A 17,632-nucleotide genomic window follows, 5' to 3' on the forward strand; every position below is an offset into this window, starting at 1 on the left:
ATATATGAATAAGGTTACTTGGATTGGAATAAGTAAAAAAGAAATTACAGATAAAGAAATTCAGCAAGTAGAAAAATATTTGGGCGTCAAATTTCCTATTGATTTTATTGAGTGTGTGAAAAAATATGATGGTGGCTACCCACGTCCTAAAATATTTGATATATCAGGGCAAGATGAAAATGTGTTTAGTAAACTTTTAACTTTTGATTTAGAAAGTAGAAATTCTATTCTTCAAGTATATGAAGATATAAAAGACGGATTAATAGACAAGGTATATCCTTTTGGTAAAGATTCATTTGGAAATCACTTATGTTTTGATTACCGAAATAATCCTGAAGCCCCAATCGTTGTGTTTTGGGAACATGAAGAAGAGGATATAGAAGAAGCAATATATCCTGTTTGTTCATCTTTTACAGAATTACTTAATAGCTTATATGAGTTTGAAGACGAGGACGAATGATTAATTAAGAGTAACAAAAAGCTTATGTAAAGAATACATAAGTCTTTTTTTATGTGTAATTACAAAGTTAGTCAGGATTTTTTGTTGATTTTGCTGTGAAATTTATATCTTCATTTTTAAAAAATATAGATTTAGATTCATAGTAGGAAGGGCTATAAGAAATTTATTTCAAATATGTTATTTTTATAAACGAGTTTCTTCCTATTGTATATTAACGTTTTTTAGGGGCTAAATAGATAGATTATACGTTTAAGTAGTATTAACTTTTCTTATCTATTAATTAAAACAATAAGAAATAATTCTTCAAATTGCTTGCAACGATTAGAAGAATTAACTTATAATTAATATTATTAGTTAATCGTACGAATAGAATGTAAGATGATAACCACAATTAACGGTTGAATATACTGTAATATCACATAATGATAATAATAAATACAAATAAAACTCGTTCATAACCGACTCAAAATCGTGTTCCTTCGGGAGTGTCGGTTCGACCCCGACCATCGGTATCACGAACGGCTTAACATCAAGGCTCTACACTAATTGTGTAGAGTTTTTTTGTGTTTTTTTTACACTACAAAATAAGCACTAATAGTGCGTTGGGGTAGTGTGCGGTGAGTAAGTGACGAACTTTAGATACAGTTGGAAGAAACTATGAAGTATTAAAAGGATAAAACCGAACTTTCGGTTTTATCCTTTTATAAAATTTCAGTAGAATATTACATATACAAGAATTTTTTCGAGCACTCTAGAGAGAATCTCTCCACCCTGGTGACATGAAGTTAAATCCGATACCACCAGTTGAAATTACCACATTATCAGCTGGTAATTTCGTAATTTCGAAAAACTTCTTTTCAAACTCTTCTCTGTTGTACTTGTACATAGTTGAGTGACACGACCATATTTGCGTTGAAGTACTCAACCAGTCCCCTAATTCCTTTAATTTAGGGAACGAATCAAATTGAATTGGACCATCCAATTTTATGAATCTCACTTGATAGATAGTTGGGTTTAACTTCTCTCCTATTCCTTTAAAACCATGTGATTTTTTCTCATTTGAATGTGTCATAATTCTCCCCCCATCTTTTTTTCAAATTTTTTCCTATTTTAATTATACAGCAATAGAAAGTAATTAAGGAAATATTATGGGATTAGTAGAGGAACGAAAAGGAATAACTTTAGTTTGATAATGAATAGTTCATAACAAATCTTTAAAAGGACATGGCAGCTTTGCCCTGTTTCTTATTGTTTAGCGAGAAATAATAAAATAAATCATCACAGTAATAAATGAAATATGATAAATTTAATCCAGGGAGAGAAATGAAAGTAAAAGGTGTCAGTTATTTAATATGATTCCATTTTGGCTCCGTTTCATTTTAATTTATCATGTTTAAAGAAGCTCAAAATTTTTAAAATACTTTAAAATAAAGGATTTTAAGGGTAGCACTCTATATAAATGTCACCTAAAAAGACCCTAACAGAAATGTTAGGGTTTTTTTTGTTAAATTATGCTATGTGATTCTAAAATTCGTAATAAACTTAGGAATTCATGTATAATATAACTTGTCAAAAGAACAAAATGATAGTGATTTATATTATGTCTGTAATATGAATCAAAAATGAACTTTTTATATTTCTTTTAAAAATGTGTTGAATACACATTATATTTCATATTAATATTTTTATGTAGATTTAAAATGGGAAAGAGAGTGGAAAGTATGGGCCGTAAATGGAACAATATTAAAGAAAAAAAAGCATCAAAAGATGCAAATACAAGCCGTATATACGCGAAATTTGGACGTGAAATTTATGTGGCAGCAAAACAAGGCGAGCCAGATCCAGAATCAAACCAAACGTTAAGAGTTGTATTAGAACGTGCGAAAACATACAACGTGCCAAGAACAATTATTGACCGTGCGATTGAAAAGGCAAAAGGCGGTTCAGAAGAAAACTATGACGAGCTTCGTTATGAAGGCTTTGGACCAAACGGATCTATGGTAATTGTAGATACACTGACAAATAACGTAAACCGTACTGCAGCAGATGTACGAGCTGCATTTAGCAAAAACAGTGGTAACATGGGTGTAAACGGTTCTGTCGCTTACATGTTTGATGCGACAGCTGTTATCGGTCTTGAAGGTAAAACATCAGATGAAGTTCTTGAAATCTTAATGGAAGCAGATGTAGATGCACGTGACATTCTAGAAGAAGAAGATTCTGTTATCGTTTATGCTGAACCTGATCAGTTCCATTCAGTACAATCTGCACTTAAAGGTGCTGGTGTTGAAGAATTTACAGTTGCAGAATTAACAATGCTTGCACAAAGTGATGTAGAACTTCCTGAAGATGCTCAAGTCCAATTTGAAAAAATGGTTGATGCATTAGAAGATTTAGAAGATGTACAGCAAGTTTACCACAACGTAGACTTAGGGGAATAATATAAGACAGAAGACCCTTTCCTTTAACGGATAGGGTCTTTTTTTATGGAGTTAATTAAGGTGGTAAAGTATTAAAGGTATTTTGTAGCTGCTAGGGAATATGGTTATAGGTTTGTATTTTAAATAATCATATTTCTAGGAGGTATTTCTGTGGAGCATAAAACACCAAAGCATATTGTTGCCGTAGCAGGTTATTTAACAAATGAAAAGAATGAGGTGCTTTTAACGAAAGTGCACTGGCGAGCAGATACGTGGGAAATGCCTGGAGGACAGGTAGAAGAAGGGGAAGCGCTCGATCAAGCTGTTTGCAGAGAAATAATGGAGGAAACAGGATTAACTGTGAAGCCTATCGGAGTTACAGGGATTTATTATAATGCTTCTATGCATATTGTAGCTGTTGTTTTTAAAGTAGCATATGTTAGTGGTGAAATAAAAATTCAATCTGAAGAAATACAAGAGGCTAAATTTGTTGCTTTAAACGAAGAGAACATTGATGAGTATATAACGCGTCCTCATATGAAATCAAGGACACTTGATGGGATGAAAGCAATGCATTTTATTCCATACGAAACATGGGAAGTTCAGCCATATAATCTTATAGGAAGGTTGTAAAGAAAAGGTTAGTTATTTGAGGACAGCTCAAATTGCTAACCTTTTCTTTATGTATACTGTTTCAGAAAAAGGTCACAATAATAAAGTGTAGGCTAATAATTGGTGGAGGAAGCAGGACTACCACCTAATTTCATAGCTTTAGCCAAGTTTTGAGGGAGAATTCTTACTGCACACAAATAGCGAGATAATCCGAAAGCTAGTATTGATTTATAGAACGTTCGTTCTGTATAATGGTGATATATCGTATATAATTAGATTGCTAGATGTTTAAAAGTATAAATGTATAAACTGATATAATAAAAGAATAAAGTGAAATTAAGGAGAGTCCTACTTCCTATAAATAGTGTGATAAATAAATGTATATTCAACATTTCATATGAATAGTAGATAAAAAGGGACTGTGATACAATACATTTTTACACCTTACAATGTTGTAAGGTAGGTGTAAGAGAAATCGATGGGATATTATTTTATAACAAGGTATTCTTAAATTAAGAGTTATATGCTGTGTGGAAAAGAGGTGTTCGAGATGAAAGAACGAGTATTATCTAGAGTGAATTATCATCAAAAAGTTGCATTAAATCCATTAACTAAATTTCTTTATAAAGCCATTATATTATTATTATTGTTAAGTTTTGCATTATTATTCGTTGGAAATGTAATGATTGAGCGAAGTGATATTAGTAAATTACATGTACCCGCTAAGTTAGAGGTGCCAGAATCATTAACACACGCATTTATTGCGACGGAAGATAAAAGGTTTTATCATCATAACGGTTTAGACTATATAGCGATTATCAGGGCGTCTATTGAAAATATAAAAGCTGGTGGTGTTGTGCAAGGAGGAAGCACGATTACACAGCAGTTATCTAAAAATGCTTTCTTATCTAATGAACGTACATTTTCCCGTAAGTGGAAAGAAATTTTTTATACGAAAAAGATTGAACGTACATTCACAAAGGATGAGATATTAAAATTGTATGTAAGTAATATTTACTACGGAGAAGGCGCATGGGGGATTGAAAAAGCAGCAAACCTTTACTTCGGTAAAAAAGTGGATCAATTAACACTGGCTGAAAGTGCAATGATGGCTGCTATAGTAAAAGCACCGGCTTATTACTCACCTGCACAAAATTATGATAAAGCAGTTGAGAGACGGAATGTAGTTTTAAGGCTAATGGAGAAAGAAGGGTATATAAATCATGATGAATATGTGCAAGCAGTTAGTGAGAAATTAGTAATTCGCCATGATATAAAAACAGAGCAATCCATGTTAAAAAATGCCCGTGAAAAAGCAGTAAGTTAAAAGAAGTTCCTACATAGGAGCTTCTTTTTTTAATAATTTGTGACAAAAGGCGACACAATATTGTCACAAACGTTGTATTTTTGTAATTTATGTGAGCGTGTTCATTGCGTGACCTATGTAAGTATTGATATTATGTGTATTGTGTACAATGATGTATACAGAATATGAAATTAAAGAGGAATGTATATGAAATCATCAAACAAACTCATGGCTCTTGGTATAGTTTTTTCTATCGCAGTATTGATTGTAATCGGGACGATTGTGTATAGCATCATAAATGACAAGAAAGATAAAGGGAATGAGATGTTTGCTTATTCTACGCAACAATCTTTAGGGAAAGATGATGCTCCAGTTAAGGTAGTTGAATTTGGAGACTTTAAATGTCCAGCTTGTCGTACTTGGGATGTAACAGTATTACCACGATTAAAAGAAGAGTATATTGATAAAGGTAAAGTGCAGTTATATTTTATTAACTTCCCGTTTATCGGAAAAGACTCTGATTTAGGTGCAGCTGCCGGTGAAGCAATTTATAAACAAGATCAAGATTCATTCTGGATTTTCTATGATGAGATTTATCAAAATCAAAAGAAAGATACGGAAGAATGGATTACAGAAGAATTACTTCTTAATATTGTGAAAGAAAAGCTTCCGAAAATTAATGTAGAACAGTTTAAAAAAGATTTACACAGTAAAGAAATGAAAGACAAAGTACGTAAAGATTCAGATCGTGCTCAAAAATTAAAAGTTCAAGGTGCTCCTTCAGTATATATAAATGGGAATCTTGCAAACCCTGATTTCGATAGTATGAAGAAGGCGATTGATAAAGAATTGAAAAAGTGATGAGGTATCTCATCACTTTTTCGACTTTTTTCGATAAATTTCTTGCTTCGATTTTTTTTACATGCTATACTACTTTACATAAGTTATTTCAATATCTTATATTTTTTTCATATTTGCGGGTGTAGTTTAGTGGTAAAACAAGAGCCTTCCAAGCTCTGGTCGAGAGTTCGATTCTCTTCACCCGCTCCAAATTTTATTTAATGTTTTTCTAATAAATTGTGATCAACGCAGTGTTTCGTTTCTAAGATAAACGAAGCATTGCGTTTTTTAATGTTTGAAAATCATAATTGTATGCGAAAATAGAAGTGAAGAATATTATCCAAAAGTGAATTGATAACCAGTATAGTCGTTACATAAGGGATGGATTCATCGGTGGAGGCGATTGAAAATGGAATTTGAACAATTAAAGCAAGATGTAATTGCGTATAGTAAAACGATTGGTATAGATAAAATAGGTTTTGCCAGTGCTTCACCATTTGAGGAATTAAAGCAGCGTCTAATCCAGCAACAACAATTGAATTATCAGTCTGGATTCGAAGAGCCTGATATAGAGAAGAGAACGAATCCACAGCTATTGTTACCTGGTGCGAAATCAATTATTGCGATTGCTTTAGCATACCCTTCAAAATTAAAAAATGCACCATTAAGTAAACGAGGGGAACGACGTGGGATTTTTTGCCGTGCTTCTTGGGGCCAAGATTATCACCTTGTTCTACGAGATCGTTTGCAAAAGTTAGAGGCGTATTTAATCGAAAAGCTGCCGGATATAGAAGTGAAATCAATGGTTGATACAGGGGAGCTAAGTGATCGAGCTGTTTCAGAGCGTGCCGGTATTGGATGGAGTGGTAAGAACTGTGCTATTATTACACCGGAATTTGGTTCGTATGTATACTTAGGAGAAATGATTACGAATGTTCCATTCCCCCCTGATCGGCCAATAGAAGATCAATGTGGAAGTTGTACGAAATGTATTGATATTTGTCCTACAGGTGCTTTAGTACAAGGCGGGCAGTTGGACTCGAAGAAATGTATTGCATTTTTAACACAGACAAAAGGGTTTCTGCCTGAAGAATATCGCGATAAAATAGGAAACCGTATATATGGATGTGATACGTGTCAGACTGTTTGTCCGAAAAATAAAGGAATGGATTTTCATAACCATCCTGAAATGGAGCCTGACCCTGAGTTAGTTAAACCGTTATTAACACCACTTTTAACAATTAGTAATCGTGATTTTAAAGAGAAGTATGGAATTATGTCTGGTTCATGGAGAGGTAAAAAACCATTGCAACGAAATGCTATTTTAGCACTTGCACATTTCAAAGAAACAGCAGCAATTCCTGATTTAATCGGTGTTATGAAAGATGATCCAAGACCAGTACTTCGAGGAACAGCAGCATGGGCACTTGGGAAAATTGGTGGAGATGGAGTAGGAGAAGCGATTGAAAAAGCGATGGAACGTGAGAAGGATGAAGAGGTTCTTCATGAAATGAATCGTGGACTTGAATTGTTAGCACAGAAAAAAGAGTAGATAATATCTCCCTTTTTCATATTGTAATATGGGAGGGAAACGAAATGGTTGTAAAAGCGAATATTGAAAAGCAAGTGCAACAGTTTTTAGCATATATAACAGAGAAACGAACAGATGTAGATGGTATTGCAGTAGATTTGTTACAAATGGTACAGAGAAAGAAACAATTGTTTCAAAAGCGTAGTGCACATATAGTGAAAGCAACTGCAGATATTTCTTTCGTTAGACAATTAAATAGTAATGAGCATCAAGAAATTGATTATCAAATACACTTGAAATATTTAATTAAGCATAAAGAATTATTTTATATCGAAGAGGAACAATTAAAACGACGAGTTTGTTTGAAAAATAGTTGTATAATAGATGATTATGCTCTTGAAGTGTCAGAAGAAATAGGAATAGGTGAAACGTTAGAACGGGAAGTCACGAAAGAAAAATACGGTTCATATCAATATAATCGTTTAGAGGCAGTGAAATATGCAGAGCGTTGGTGGGATGATCGCAATTCTGCATACCGTAATTTTCCGGATAATTGTACAAATTTCATTTCACAATGTCTGCACACTGGAGAAGTACCGATGAATGGACATCCTAACATTCGTAAAGGGTGGTGGCAAAGGGGAAACCAGTGGAGTTGGAGCTGGGCTGTAGCACACTCTTTTTATTGGTATTTGTCAGGTGCTACAACAGGGCTTCGAGCAGAAGCAGTAGAAAGGCCAGAAGACCTTATTCTTGGCGATGTAATTGCGTATGATTTTGAGGATGATGGTAGGTGGAATCATACGACAATTGTAGTAGCAAAAGACGCAGATGGTATGCCGCTTGTAAATGCACATTCAGCGAATAGCCGCAGGCGTTATTGGAACTATGAAGATTCTAGTAAATATACACCACAAATGAAATATAAATTCTTTCATATTATTAATGGGTAGAGATTTTTCGTTCAAGTGGTATAATACGTAGTAGATAAAAAATAGAGGTGAATATCGCGTGGGAGTACATGTTGTTTTATATCAACCAGAAATTCCAGCAAATACAGGAAATATTGCACGTACTTGTGCAGCAACTGGAACAGAATTACATTTGATTAGACCGCTTGGATTTTCAACGGATGACAAAATGTTAAAGCGTGCAGGATTAGATTATTGGCAGCACGTAAAAGTTACGTATTATGATTCAATCGAAGAATTTTATGAGAAAAATAAAGATGGTGAATTCTTTTATTTAACAAAGTATGGCGAGAAAGCTCATACAGCATTTGATTATAGCAAACGTGAGAAGGATTACTATTTCGTATTTGGAAGAGAAACAAATGGATTACCAGCTAATGTAATTGAAGAAAACTTCGATCATTGTTTACGTATTCCAATGACGGATAAAGTACGTTCATTAAATTTATCTAATACAGCAGCAATTTTAATTTATGAAGCGTTCCGTCAACAAAATTATCCAGGATTAGATTTAGAAATCGTGTATTAAAAGTCGCCATTTGGCGGCTTTTTTATTTTTTAAAAAAATATGTAATCATACATTTTAAAAAAGGTACATATTCATATAGAATGAGATATATGAATAAAAATAGATAAGACGGGTTGAGATAAATATGAAGGAACAATATAATAATCAAAATACCTTTTTAAGTATGATAGATATGGATTTAGTAAGACAGGGATTGTTACATGCTATTCAAGATTTAGTGTTTATTGTGAAAGTTATTGATGATGAAACTTTTAAATATATTTATGTGAATAAAATAGGAATGAATCACGCCAGGCTAGGGAAAGAATGTTATGGGAAAACTTTTGCAGAAGTATTACCAGAAGATACGGCAAGGTTATTGCAAGGACACTATGCAAAAGTAATGAGAGAAGCGAGAGCAATTACATTTTGTGATGTAATTAGTTTGCCAACTGGTGATATACATTATGAATCTTCACTTAATCCAGTATGCGATGTAAATGGAACATGTCAGTTTATTATTTGTATTACTAGAGATATTACAGCACAGGTTAAGAAAAAAGTGGAAATAGAAGAAAAACAAATGTTATTTAAGTCATTACTAGAATATAATAATGATTCCATTATATCTGTAGATTCTATTGGAAGAATTACATATGCAAATCCAGCGACTTATGAAATTTTTGGGTATCGATATGAAGAGTTAAAGGACCAATTTATTTGTCAGTTTATAAATAAAGAATATGAAAAAACTTTTCAAATTATATTTAAAAATGCTTTACAGGGAAGAGCAAAACAAATTGTTGCAAAGAAATATATTCATAAAGAAGGATATGAACTTTATATTTCCGTGAGGACAATCCCCATTATTGTGAATAGTGAAATCGTCGGGGTGTACATTGTTACGAGGGATGTTACGAGGCAAGTATTAAATGAGATGAAAACAGAATATTTAGCTTACTTCGATCAGTTAACGGGGTTAATGAATAGAATATCATGCACAAATAAGCTAAATGAATTTTTAGCTGAGAATAAAGAATTCGCATTGGTTTTTATAGATTTGGATGAATTTCACCTTATTAATGATACATTTGGTCATAAAGAAGGGGATCAAGTCTTAAAAAAAGTTACTGAATGCTTACGAGACCTAAAAATAGAAGATATGCATTTATTTAGAGAACATGATGATCAATTTGTTATGTTAATAGAAAATATAACGAGAGAATACGTAGAGGAAGTTGCACAAACAATATTAAAAAAAATTAGTGGGCATTTTGTAATAGAAGAAGAGGATGTTTATTTGAGTGCATCAATTGGGATTGTAATGGCCCCAGAAGATGGAATGGATGAAAAAATGCTTTTCCAAAGAGTCGACGCAGCTTTGGAAAAAGCAAAGGAAAAAGGAAAAGGGTATTATCATTTTTATTGTAGTGGATTAGATTGTGAACGTGAACAAAGGTTTATAATAGAAAATCAGTTACATCGTGCTATAGAGAAAAATGAATTTTCCCTCTATTATCAACCTCAAATTAATATTGAAACGGAAAAGATAGCCAGTATGGAAGCCTTAATAAGGTGGGAGAATAAGGAGCTAGGTTTTGTCTCGCCCAATCAATTTATCCCACTTGCTGAAAGAACAGGGTTTATTATTAAACTTGATGAATGGGTAGTACATCAAGTTTGTGAACAGATACGTGAATGGTTAAATAAAGGATATGAGGTTGTACCAATCGCAGTTAATATTTCAGCTAGACATTTTCGTTCTATTACATTAATAGAGATGATTACACGTGCTTTAAATAAGTACAACGTTCCCCCTCATTTATTAGCAATAGAAGTTACAGAAGGGGCTCTTATACATAAAGATGTATCAAAAAGAGTGTTACTGCAGTTAAAAGAACAAAATTTAAAGATTCATTTAGATGACTTTGGAACGGGATATTCATCTTTAAGTTATTTAAAAACATATCCGATTGATACGTTAAAAATTGATCGTTCTTTTATGGAAGGTATATATAAAGATGAAAGAGATACGAATATTACGGCTGCAATTATTCATTTAGCACATACTCTAGGGTTAAATGTGATTGCAGAAGGAGTAGAAAAGGCGGAACAAATACAGTTTTTAAAGGAAAAGAATGTGAAAATCGTACAAGGTTATTTTTATAATCGCCCTTTATCGATATACGATGTGGAAAATATTTATTTTAAATAGTGTATAAAAAACAAGAAAAAAAGTGATGTGCTGAAAAGCACATCACTTTTTTTGTGTACCTGGCTTATCGTTATAACCAGATGTGAAAATAGCTGTAAGAAATGTGAGTGATACACCTAAAATTAATAATAACTTCATACTAATTTCCCCCTTACCTTTTCGGTTTACGAATCCTATTTGTGAATCGAAATGTATGTAAGGTTCCCAGAAGAAAAGAATTTATTTACAATGAATAGCAGCGTGAAAACTTTAATACCTTTATTATACAGAATTTTCTTTGAATTTTGGAGAGAATTTTATCGCGCTATTATATATTTCGTTTTGATTTAAAGAATGTTTAAGGACATCCTAGCATACCTTTTATAATAATCCGATTGAACAAGGAGATGGGGGAGGAGCTATAATGGATATTCTAAAGAAAATTGAACAATATCGGGAAGCAGAAGAACGTTTACAATGGGAAGGTACGTTTGCGGAGTATTTGGAGCTTGTGAAAGAAAGACCATGGGTGGCTCAAACAGCACACTCTCGCATTTACAATATGATAAAAGATGCTGGAATTGAAGAAGTTGATGGTAGAAGAAAATATAACTTCTTTAGTAATCAGCTATTTGGATTAGAGGATGCTTTAGAACGCCTTGTGGAAGAATATTTTCATCCATCTGCAAAACGATTAGATGTTAGGAAACGTATTTTGTTATTAATGGGGCCTGTTAGTGGGGGGAAATCAACATTAGTTACGATGTTGAAACGAGGATTAGAAACATATTCACGAACAGATCGTGGAGCGATTTTTGCAATAAAAGGATGCCCAATGCATGAAGATCCACTTCATTTAATTCCGCAACATTTACGGAATGATTTCTTTGATGAATATGGAGTAAGGATTGAAGGGAATTTATCACCATTAAATGTTATGCGTCTAGAGCAAGAATACGGGTCAAGAATTGAGGATGTAGTTGTAGAGCGTATTTTCTTCTCTGAAGATCGCCGTACAGGAATTGGTACATTTAGTCCTTCTGATCCAAAATCACAAGATATTGCCGATTTAACAGGTAGTCTAGACTTTTCTACAATTGCAGAATACGGTTCGGAATCAGATCCTCGTGCATATCGATTTGATGGAGAATTAAATAAGGCGAACCGCGGCATGATGGAATTCCAAGAGATGTTAAAATGTGATGAGAAATTTTTATGGCATTTACTATCGCTTACACAAGAAGGGAATTTTAAAGCAGGAAGATTTGCGCTTATTTCAGCAGATGAATTAATTGTAGCGCATACAAATGAAACAGAGTATCGTTCCTTCATAGCAAATAAGAAAAATGAAGCATTGCATTCACGAATTATTGTAATGCCGGTTCCATATAATTTACGGGTTAGTGAAGAAGAACATATTTATGAAAAAATGATTCGTGAAAGTGATGTGTCCAATGTTCATATTGCACCGCATACACTTCGCGTTGCAGCAATGTTCACTATTTTAACTCGTTTAAAAGATCCGAAGCGTCCAGATATTGATTTAATTAAAAAGATGCGTTTATATGATGGAGAAACGGTAGAAGGATATAATACGATTGATGTAGAGGAACTGCAACGCGAATATCAAGATGAAGGTATGAAGGGGATTGACCCTCGTTATGTCATTAACCGAATTTCTTCTACAATTATTCGAAAAGAGGTACCATCTATTAATGCACTAGATGTACTGAGATCGTTAAAAGACGGATTGGATCAGCACCCGTCAATTAGTAGTGAGGACCGAGAGCGCTATATGAATTTCATCTCATTAGCGAGAAAAGAATACGATGAAATTGCTAAGAAAGAAGTACAAAAAGCATTTGTTTATTCATACGAAGAATCAGCTAAGACACTTATGGATAATTACTTAGATAACGTCGAAGCATACTGCAATAAATCAAAATTACGTGATCCGTTAACTGGTGAAGAAATGAGCCCAGATGAAAAACTTATGCGTTCGATTGAAGAGCAAATTGGAATTTCAGAAAATGCTAAAAAGGCATTCCGTGAAGAAATTTTAATTCGCATTTCTGCTTATGCACGTAAAGGAAAACGCTTTGATTATAATTCACACGAACGTCTTCGTGAAGCGATTCAGAAAAAACTATTTGCCGATTTAAAAGATATAGTGAAAATTACAACATCAACGAAAACACCAGACGAAAATCAGCTTAAGAAAATCAATGATGTTGTTGCACGCTTAATTGATGAGCATGGCTATAATTCTTCATCTGCGAATGAATTGTTACGATATGTAGGTAGTTTGTTAAATCGATAGTTTGATTACAAAACGCTGTCTCTTATTCTTGGGGCGGCGTTTTGTTATCTATTGATATTTGTAAAAAATGTCATAGCTTGTCCGAATATAATAAATTAAGATGCGATTTTATGAATTTCTTGTCAATTATTTTTACAATATGCATATGATAGAGTAACCAACCATTCATACAAAAAAGCCAACACAATACAATATGTTGCAAAACGAAAATGTGTGCAACAATGCATTGTGTTTCTTTCTTATCAACGGCTGAATGTTTCTTTCTTATTATGTGAGTGGCAAAATTTTGTTTAGGATGCTCGGAGTATTGTATGAAAAACGCTATATATGTTTATGGGATGATTTTCGATGAACAGTTATTTTTCAAATATTCTAGTTACGCACACTAGAAAACAAAATTATAGATTGCTGTTCATAGGGGAAGACAATTACAGTAAGGAGGGAAAGGAATGAGCGAAGAAAACCAACCAAATTACACGATTTCACAGGAAAACTGGTCCCTCCATCGCAAAGGATATGACGACCAACAACGCCATCAAGAAAAAGTGCAGGAGGCAATCAAAAATAATTTACCAGACCTTGTAACAGAAGAAAGTATAGTTATGTCTAATGGCAAGGATGTTGTGAAAATACCGATTCGTTCTTTAGATGAATATAAGATTAGATACAATTATGATAAAAACAAACACGTTGGGCAAGGAAACGGTGACAGCAAAGTTGGTGATGTTGTTGCAAGAGATGGATCAGGTGGTCAAAAGCAGAAGGGACCAGGAAAAGGGCAAGGGGCAGGAGATGCAGCTGGAGAAGATTATTATGAAGCAGAAGTCTCAATTTTAGAATTGGAGCAAGCGTTTTTCAAAGAGTTAGAGCTGCCTAATTTAAAGAGAAAAGAAATAGATGAAAACCGGATTGAACATATTGAATTTAATGATATTAGAAAAACAGGATTATGGGGAAATATTGATAAGAAACGGACGATGATATCTGCATATAAACGAAATGCAATGCGTGGTAAAGCATCTTTCCATCCAATTCACCAAGAAGATTTAAAGTTCCGTACTTGGAATGAAGTATTAAAGCCAGATTCAAAAGCTGTTGTATTAGCGATGATGGATACGAGTGGATCGATGGGAATATGGGAGAAGTATATGGCACGTAGCTTCTTTTTCTGGATGACAAGATTTTTACGCACAAAGTATGAAACCGTAGACATTGAGTTTATTGCTCACCATACGGAAGCGAAGGTCGTCACAGAAGAAGAGTTTTTCTCAAAAGGGGAAAGTGGCGGAACGATCTGTTCTTCCGTATACAAAAAAGCACTTGAGTTAATCGATAATAAATATTCACCAGACCGTTATAATATTTATCCATTCCATTTTTCAGACGGTGATAATTTAACTTCGGATAATGCTAGATGCGTAAAGCTTGTGGAAGAGTTGATGAAGAAGTGTAATATGTTTGGGTATGGGGAAGTGAATCAGTACAATCGTTCATCATCTACCCTTTTTTCGGTTTATAAAGACATTACTGATGAAAGGTTTAGGTATTATGTATTGAAAAATAAGAGAGATGTATTTAATTGTCTTAAAAAGTTTTTTTGTAAAGAAAATTAAATATGTACCTAATTATCAGTTGTTGAAGAGAGGATAGAGAATCAGCAGGTTCGTTTTTTTTTTTTGAGAAAATAGAATAATTGCATTTGTAGATTTTAAGTAAAGAAACGAGGTTTTGTATAAAGGTGCGATGTGTAAATTTTAACCTGAAAATATACAGTTTCGCTTGTGTAAAGATAGACAGAAATGGTTTGTTCCTAGATTTGTACTAATGCCTTTCACTAATGCTTCAGTTGTTGGCATGCATGTAGTTGAAACGATTTTGTTACACAAATCCTATTCAACTACATGCGTGAAAACGTAAAAAAAAACAATGTACAACAAGCATCCTTGTACATATATTTTGGCTAAAATGGTTTAGTAGCAATAGCTTTCCTAGACTTCTCCAAATCATTTTGGAACGGATTTATTCAATTAAAAGTGTACATTTGTAAGCTGGCATTTATAAGCTAGTTAGAACTATAAAAAGATAATCCCCATAATCAATTTCTCATGACGGTCATGGGTGGGGTAAATCAATTAGAACTTAATCTAATTCGAATACGTAAACGTGAAGGAATTGATTAAGCGAAAAATAAAGGGAAATACCGTAGAAGGATCGAAAAGTATAACCATAAGCAGGCTGGGATTAACTATGCAGTAAAGATGTATCAATAAAGAAAATCGTGTTTTTATTCCTTTAAAGGTTTAAATTGCAGAGAAACTCCCATTTTTGGAATTTAATGTTTTGAATTCTAAATTAGTTTGTAAAACATTTACTTTAGGTAAAGAAGCAGTAGATTTGAAGAAGATATTCTATAAATTACTGTAAAAATTTTAATATTATTATAATTTTGGGGGAGAAATAATGGAGAAAGTAATAGAGAGAGTAGATTTTCCAAACACAAAAAATTCTATTAAAGATGATTTAATAAAAATTGGGCTTAAGGAAGGAATGACAGTTATTGTTCATTCTTCATTGTCTTCGATTGGATGGGTTAACGGGGGAGAAGTTGCTGTTATTCAAGCCTTAATGGAGGTTGTAACAGAAAAAGGAAATATAATAATGCCAACACATTCAGCTTTACTCTCAGACCCATCAAAATGGGAAATGCCTCCTGTTCCTAAGGAATGGTGGCAGCCTATTCGAGATACAATGCCCGCTTTTCACCCTGCTTATACACCAACTTATTTGATGGGGAAAATAGTAGAAACCTTTCTTAAATTTCCCGATGTTATAAGAAGCAATCATCCAGAGGTTTCTTTTGCAGCTTGGGGAAGGGACAAGGAAAACGTTGTTAGAGATCACAGCTTAGAATTTGGATTGGGTGAGCACTCACCTTTAGCAAAATTATATGATATGGATTGTTTTGTCCTATTGTTAGGTGTTGGGTACGATAACAACACATCTTTTCATCTTTCAGAATATCGAATCCCTTCTCGAAAAATTGTAAGTAAAGGTAGTCCAATTTTTGTGAATGGTGAACGTTTTTGGAAAACTTATCAAGAAATTGAAACAAGGGAAGAGCTTTTTGTAGAAATAGGTAGAGAATTTGAAAGAGAACATAGAGTATTAGTAAGTAAAATTGGACTTGCAGAAAGTCGATTATTTTCATTTAAACAAGCTGTCGATTTTGCTGGAAAATGGTTAAGAAAACATGATAGCAACTAATATTTATTAACGAAATCATCTAATAGAAGTTTGTTCTTTATTGCATTAAAAGCAGAATTTTTCAAGAATGATAATTCTATCTTCTATTAGTTAAATAAAGAGGATTTTCTTTTGGGAGGGAATATTGATTATTCAAACATTAATATTCTGTCTCACAATATGTTTTATTGGTTATTATGAGCAAAGCCACTTATCAATATTGGTTTCAAAATTTTTAAAAAATAGCATAGATTAGCTGGTGTAAACACGGATTCAATACCGAATTTATACCAGCTAATTATCAGCCAAAAATAAAGCTCTAACTTTCAGAGGTCTTTACATACTAGTGAATTTTAGATTTACTAATTAATTTGAATTGTTAATCCAAAAATTACCTGTTATACACAAAGAAGCAGAGGAATTTTTTACTTGATGAGCAAAGTTACTTGGTATATAAACAATTTCATTAGGTTTTTGATGAAAATAGAAGTAATCTTTTTTTTCTATAATAGAATTTGCTTGATTACTATTAGATAGTAGGTCGACTTTACCTTCATACTCCTTCACATTAGAAGAAGGAGGGAAAACAATCCATTCTTTTTCTCCAAAAATTAAAGCATTCCATGCATAAGACCCCTCGACATCAGTATGTAATGGAGTTCCTGTACCTTCGCCTCCTAAATATAACCACTGATGTAATGCCCCATTTCTATACGAAGTAGCATTAGTGGAAAAGTATTCTGGAACAGTGTATAGTTTTCTTAATTCTGGAAATTCCTCGAAATCCGTTGGAAAATCACAATACCATTTGTCTGGATTATTTTTCATATGCTTAATATACTCTGATACCTTTACTTCCATGTATTCTTGGAAATCATCAACATTAGAACCGCGAACAGGCGCAGTCTTATCACCGTATTTTTCCTCAAAATGATTTAAATCAGTCCCACTTAAAGGCCAATCTTCCATTTCTCCTGTAATGATGACTGGTTTATTATTTAAAAATTCACTAAAAAACAACTGCAACGACAAATCATTAGCATCAATCTTTTCGATCTTCATATTAGTCTCCTTATAATTTAGAAATATAATATTAAAATTAACGTAAATTCAGTTTTTTGTCAATTCTAAAAAAAGTGAAAATATAAATAAAACAAATATTGACATAATTCCGTTAATATTTTAGTATTGGAATCAATTAGGAAAAGGAAGGAGTGATAAAGATGA

Annotated in this window: 14 protein-coding genes, 1 tRNA gene and 1 pseudogene; 14 read left to right on the top strand and 2 right to left on the bottom strand. The window is 33.1% G+C overall.

Annotated elements, in window-relative coordinates:
- The first annotated feature begins 4 nt into the window (after positions 1 to 4).
- Positions 5 to 460 carry an SMI1/KNR4 family protein gene (locus tag B5P40_RS30725; protein WP_113710467.1) on the top strand — a complete coding sequence of 152 codons (456 nt, stop codon included), beginning with the start codon at positions 5 to 7 and terminating at the stop codon, positions 458 to 460.
- Between the two features lie 751 nt (positions 461 to 1,211).
- Here B5P40_RS30725 and B5P40_RS30730 read toward each other — a convergent pair.
- A complete protein-coding gene (locus B5P40_RS30730; RefSeq protein WP_002125076.1) occupies positions 1,212 to 1,532 on the bottom strand; it encodes a DUF3884 family protein in 321 nt (106 codons plus the stop codon).
- Between the two features lie 649 nt (positions 1,533 to 2,181).
- On the opposite strand from B5P40_RS30730, the gene B5P40_RS30735 reads away from it, so the two are divergent.
- The 13 genes and pseudogenes from B5P40_RS30735 to B5P40_RS30790 all read left to right on the top strand — a co-directional run bounded on the left by B5P40_RS30735 (position 2,182) and on the right by B5P40_RS30790 (position 16,426).
- Positions 2,182 to 2,901 (top strand): YebC/PmpR family DNA-binding transcriptional regulator, encoded by a 720-nt coding sequence (locus tag B5P40_RS30735; protein WP_002113875.1) that lies wholly within the window; start codon positions 2,182 to 2,184, stop codon positions 2,899 to 2,901.
- 150 nt (positions 2,902 to 3,051) lie between these two features.
- On the top strand, positions 3,052 to 3,513 hold the full coding sequence (locus tag B5P40_RS30740; protein WP_113710468.1) for an NUDIX hydrolase: 462 nt from the start codon (positions 3,052 to 3,054) through the stop codon (positions 3,511 to 3,513).
- Positions 3,514 to 4,042: 529 nt separating this feature from the next.
- On the top strand, positions 4,043 to 4,819 hold the full coding sequence (locus B5P40_RS30745) for a transglycosylase domain-containing protein (RefSeq protein ID WP_002091102.1): 777 nt from the start codon (positions 4,043 to 4,045) through the stop codon (positions 4,817 to 4,819).
- Between the two features lie 186 nt (positions 4,820 to 5,005).
- Entirely contained in the window at positions 5,006 to 5,659 is a 654-nt protein-coding gene (locus tag B5P40_RS30750) for a DsbA family protein (protein WP_002091101.1), read from the top strand.
- Between the two features lie 115 nt (positions 5,660 to 5,774).
- Positions 5,775 to 5,848: transfer RNA gene (locus B5P40_RS30755), tRNA-Gly, on the top strand.
- Between the two features lie 199 nt (positions 5,849 to 6,047).
- The gene (gene queG, locus B5P40_RS30760) at positions 6,048 to 7,190 is read left to right on the top strand and encodes a tRNA epoxyqueuosine(34) reductase QueG (protein ID WP_113710469.1); all 1,143 of its coding nucleotides are present in this window, start codon (positions 6,048 to 6,050) and stop codon (positions 7,188 to 7,190) included.
- Between the two features lie 44 nt (positions 7,191 to 7,234).
- Positions 7,235 to 8,122 carry an amidase domain-containing protein gene (locus B5P40_RS30765; RefSeq protein WP_002029655.1) on the top strand — a complete coding sequence of 296 codons (888 nt, stop codon included), beginning with the start codon at positions 7,235 to 7,237 and terminating at the stop codon, positions 8,120 to 8,122.
- 58 nt (positions 8,123 to 8,180) lie between these two features.
- Positions 8,181 to 8,669, top strand: coding sequence for a tRNA (uridine(34)/cytosine(34)/5-carboxymethylaminomethyluridine(34)-2'-O)-methyltransferase TrmL (gene trmL / locus B5P40_RS30770; protein WP_000538149.1), 489 nt, complete (start codon positions 8,181 to 8,183; stop codon positions 8,667 to 8,669).
- 124 nt (positions 8,670 to 8,793) lie between these two features.
- On the top strand, positions 8,794 to 10,863 hold the full coding sequence (locus B5P40_RS30775) for a sensor domain-containing protein (protein WP_078185196.1): 2,070 nt from the start codon (positions 8,794 to 8,796) through the stop codon (positions 10,861 to 10,863).
- A gap of 403 nt (positions 10,864 to 11,266) precedes the next feature.
- Positions 11,267 to 13,162, top strand: coding sequence for a PrkA family serine protein kinase (locus B5P40_RS30780; RefSeq protein ID WP_002029658.1), 1,896 nt, complete (start codon positions 11,267 to 11,269; stop codon positions 13,160 to 13,162).
- Between the two features lie 449 nt (positions 13,163 to 13,611).
- Entirely contained in the window at positions 13,612 to 14,775 is a 1,164-nt protein-coding gene (yhbH, locus tag B5P40_RS30785; RefSeq protein ID WP_078177264.1) for a sporulation protein YhbH, read from the top strand.
- A 465-nt stretch (positions 14,776 to 15,240) separates the two neighbouring features.
- Positions 15,241 to 15,429: pseudogene (locus B5P40_RS34480) on the top strand (recombinase family protein); the annotation flags it as partial.
- Positions 15,430 to 15,622: 193 nt separating this feature from the next.
- A complete protein-coding gene (locus B5P40_RS30790; protein ID WP_078177263.1) occupies positions 15,623 to 16,426 on the top strand; it encodes an AAC(3) family N-acetyltransferase in 804 nt (267 codons plus the stop codon).
- A gap of 345 nt (positions 16,427 to 16,771) precedes the next feature.
- On the opposite strand, the gene B5P40_RS30795 is transcribed toward B5P40_RS30790, so the two are convergent.
- Positions 16,772 to 17,467: a cupin-like domain-containing protein gene (locus tag B5P40_RS30795; RefSeq protein ID WP_078177262.1), complete on the bottom strand. Its 696-nt coding sequence runs from the start codon at positions 17,465 to 17,467 to the stop codon at positions 16,772 to 16,774.
- Positions 17,468 to 17,632 lie beyond the last annotated feature (165 nt).

The sequence above is a fragment of the Bacillus sp. SRB_8 genome (assembly GCF_003264205.1).
GTDB lineage: Bacteria > Bacillota > Bacilli > Bacillales > Bacillaceae_G > Bacillus_A > Bacillus_A mycoides.

Coding starts and splice junctions, on each gene's coding strand:
- B5P40_RS30725 (WP_113710467.1), top strand. CDS start 5: ATGAATAAGGTTACTTGGATTGGAATAAGTAAAAAAGAAATTACAGAT.
- B5P40_RS30730 (WP_002125076.1), bottom strand. CDS start 1,532: ATGACACATTCAAATGAGAAAAAATCACATGGTTTTAAAGGAATAGGA.
- B5P40_RS30735 (WP_002113875.1), top strand. CDS start 2,182: ATGGGCCGTAAATGGAACAATATTAAAGAAAAAAAAGCATCAAAAGAT.
- B5P40_RS30745 (WP_002091102.1), top strand. CDS start 4,043: ATGAAAGAACGAGTATTATCTAGAGTGAATTATCATCAAAAAGTTGCA.
- B5P40_RS30750 (WP_002091101.1), top strand. CDS start 5,006: ATGAAATCATCAAACAAACTCATGGCTCTTGGTATAGTTTTTTCTATC.
- queG (WP_113710469.1), top strand. CDS start 6,048: ATGGAATTTGAACAATTAAAGCAAGATGTAATTGCGTATAGTAAAACG.
- B5P40_RS30765 (WP_002029655.1), top strand. CDS start 7,235: ATGGTTGTAAAAGCGAATATTGAAAAGCAAGTGCAACAGTTTTTAGCA.
- B5P40_RS30775 (WP_078185196.1), top strand. CDS start 8,794: ATGAAGGAACAATATAATAATCAAAATACCTTTTTAAGTATGATAGAT.
- B5P40_RS30780 (WP_002029658.1), top strand. CDS start 11,267: ATGGATATTCTAAAGAAAATTGAACAATATCGGGAAGCAGAAGAACGT.
- yhbH (WP_078177264.1), top strand. CDS start 13,612: ATGAGCGAAGAAAACCAACCAAATTACACGATTTCACAGGAAAACTGG.
- B5P40_RS30790 (WP_078177263.1), top strand. CDS start 15,623: ATGGAGAAAGTAATAGAGAGAGTAGATTTTCCAAACACAAAAAATTCT.
- B5P40_RS30795 (WP_078177262.1), bottom strand. CDS start 17,467: ATGAAGATCGAAAAGATTGATGCTAATGATTTGTCGTTGCAGTTGTTT.